This window comes from Nocardiopsis listeri (genome assembly GCF_020741345.1).
GTDB lineage: Bacteria > Actinomycetota > Actinomycetes > Streptosporangiales > Streptosporangiaceae > Nocardiopsis > Nocardiopsis listeri_A.
The window spans coordinates 1-2776 of the sequence record NZ_DYZD01000390.1 but is presented as its reverse complement, the minus strand read 5'-3'; the positions used below and the strand labels follow the sequence as shown (position 1 = coordinate 2776).

Genomic DNA, 2776 nt, shown 5'->3' with positions numbered 1-2776 from the left:
CCCACCCCCACCCCACCCAACAACGCGAAGACCCGCTTCCGCTTCCGCTCCCGCTCCCGAACTCTCCACCCCGCCCCAGCCCCAGCCCCAGGTCAGGGCCGAGGCCCGGGGCTCCGCCTGCCAAAGGACTGACCAAGGTGGGCCGGGTGAGCAAGGCGCGGCTGATGTCCGGGAGTTGGCACACCATCCGGGGGTGAGCGGATCCAGGAGGTTCTCGCGCATGCTCGCCACGTGTGGACCGCCTGCGCGGGAGGACCTCGCGGCCCTGGTCGGTGAGGACGACGAACCGGCTGTTGCGGTGGGTCTCGTAGCGCCGGCGCTCCACGAAGCCGGCCTCGGCCGTCGGTGCCCTGGTCATCCGTGTGGCGTCGCGAGTGGGGCGGGCCGGGCGGTTAGCCTGAGGCCCCACCGGTCGGTCGCCACACCGATCGGCCCGATGGACGGGGCTTCGGGCGGGTATGCGCCTGGGAGGAAGACCCATCGATACGGAGGACGACCAATGGCGACCACCTGGCTGGGACCTGAGAGCCGCACCGCGGCGCTGGCATCCATGGCGGACGAGGAGCTCGACGTCCTCGTTGTCGGAGGCGGGATCGTGGGGGCGGGAATCGCCCTGGACGCGGTCTCACGCGGACTTTCCACGGGGCTGATCGAGGCGCGCGACTACGCTTCCGGTACCTCCAGCAGGTCCAGCAAACTCATTCACGGCGGCCTGCGTTACCTGGAACAACTCGACTTCGAGCTGGTTCGTGAGGCACTCCAGGAACGTGGCCTGTTGCTCACCACCATCGCGCCGCACCTGGTGCGTCCGGTGCCGTTCCTTTTCCCGTTCCAGCACCACTGGGAGCGGTTCTACATCGGCGCGGGCGTCACCCTCTACGACGCCCTCGCGATGAGCTCCCGCAACAACCGGGGGCTGCCCTCGCACCGCCACCTGACCAGGTCCGGCGCGATGAAGGTGTTCCCGGCGCTCAAACGCAGCGCCCTGGCCGGAGCGATCCAGTACTGGGACTGCCAGGTCGACGACGCCCGTTTCGTCACCACCGTCCTACGCACGGCGGCGGGGCTGGGCGCGAGGATCGCCTCCCGGGTGCAGGCGGTCGAATTCCTGCGTGAGGGCGAACACGTGGTCGGGGCGATGGCCGCCGACCTGGAGAGCGGCGAGAACGTCCGGATCCGGGCCCGGCAGGTGGTCAACGCCGCGGGTGTGTGGACCGACGACATCCAGGAGATGGTCGGAGGCCGCGGGCAGGTCCACGTCAGCGCTTCCAAGGGCGTGCACCTGGTGGTGCCGCGGGACCGTATCCAGGCCTCCTCCGGGATGATCCTGCAGACCGAGAAGAGCGTGCTGTTCGTGATCCCGTGGGGCCGCCACTGGATCATCGGCACCACCGACACCCCGTGGGACCTGGACAAGGAGAATCCCGCGGCCAGCCGCACCGACATCGACTACGTCCTGGACCACGTCAACCAGGTGTTGCGCACACCGCTGAGCCGGGACGACGTCGAGGGCGTCTACGCGGGTCTGCGGCCGTTGCTGTCGGGTGAGTCAGACGAGACCTCCAAGCTGTCCCGAGAGCACACCGTCGCCCACCCGGTGCCGGGCCTGGTGCTGATCGCGGGCGGCAAGTACACCACCTACCGGGTCATGGCCAAGGACGCGGTGGACGCGGTGGCGCACGGACTGGGCGGGGCCGTCCCGAACTCGGTCACCGACAAGCTGCCCCTGGTGGGTGCGGACGGGTACGCGGCCCTTTACAACCAGCGTCACCGACTGGCCCGGGACTCCGGGCTCCACGTCTCACGGGTCTCGCACCTGCTGCGTCGGTTCGGTTCCCAGGTCCATGACCTCCTCGACCTGATCAAGGAGCGCCGGGACCTGGCCCGTCCGCTGGCGGGCTCCGACGACTACCTGAGGGCGGAGGTCGTCTACGCGGTGCAGGCGGAGGGGGCCCGTCACCTCGAAGACGTCCTGACCCGCCGTACCCGCATCTCCTTCGAGACCTGGGACCGGGGCATCGCCGCCGCGGAGGAGGCGGCCGAGCTGATGGCCGAACCCCTGGGATGGACCAAGGAGCAGGTGGAACGCGAGGTGGAGTTCTACCGCAAGGGCATCGAGGCCGAGCGGGTGGCACAGGAGCAGGACACCGACCAGGAGGCGGACGCTGTCCAGCTCGGCGCTCCGGAGATCGTTCCGGACGTGCACATCGGTCGGTCGGGGGGCCGTTCCTGACGGGTCCGGTACGGGGCGGTTAGGGTGCGTACCACCGCGTTGTTACGCACACACCCCCTCCGAAGGACCCTCGGTCATGATCAAGGTGCTGCTCGTCGAGGACGACGTCCGGCTCGCCGACGCGCTCGCCGGGGCGCTCGAGACGAACGGCTACGAGGTCGTGCAGGTTCGTACCGCCGGGGACGCGCTCGCCGCGTCCCCGGCGGACGTCGTTCTGCTGGACCTCGGGCTCCCGGACATGGACGGCATCGACCTGTGCCGTGCGCTCCGTGAACGCCAGGACTTCGGGGACACCGCCATCATCATGGTCACCGCCCGGGGCCGGCAGCGCGAACGCGTCCTCGGGCTGCGCTCGGGCGCCGACGACTACGTGGTCAAGCCCCTGGCCATCGAGGAACTGTGCGCCCGAATGGAAGCGGTGCTGCGTCGCACCGGCACACGCTCGGGCACCGTGCTGGAGGCGGGTCCCGTCAGGGTGGACACCAGCACCCGCGCCGTCACCTGCGAGGGTCGTCCGGTGGAGCTCACCCGCAAGGAGTTCGA

2 protein-coding genes are annotated in these 2776 nt (G+C 69.9%); both read left to right on the top strand.

The features are described 5' to 3' along the window. Nucleotides 1–499 precede the first annotated feature (499 nt). Nucleotides 500–2233 carry a glycerol-3-phosphate dehydrogenase gene (gene glpD, locus K8V84_RS21115; protein ID WP_304077732.1) on the top strand — a complete coding sequence of 578 codons (1734 nt, stop codon included), beginning with the start codon at nucleotides 500–502 and terminating at the stop codon, nucleotides 2231–2233. A gap of 76 nt (nucleotides 2234–2309) precedes the next feature. Further along, nucleotides 2310–2776, top strand: a 467-nt coding sequence (locus K8V84_RS21110) for a response regulator transcription factor (RefSeq protein ID WP_304077729.1), incomplete at its 3' end; no start/stop codon positions are given.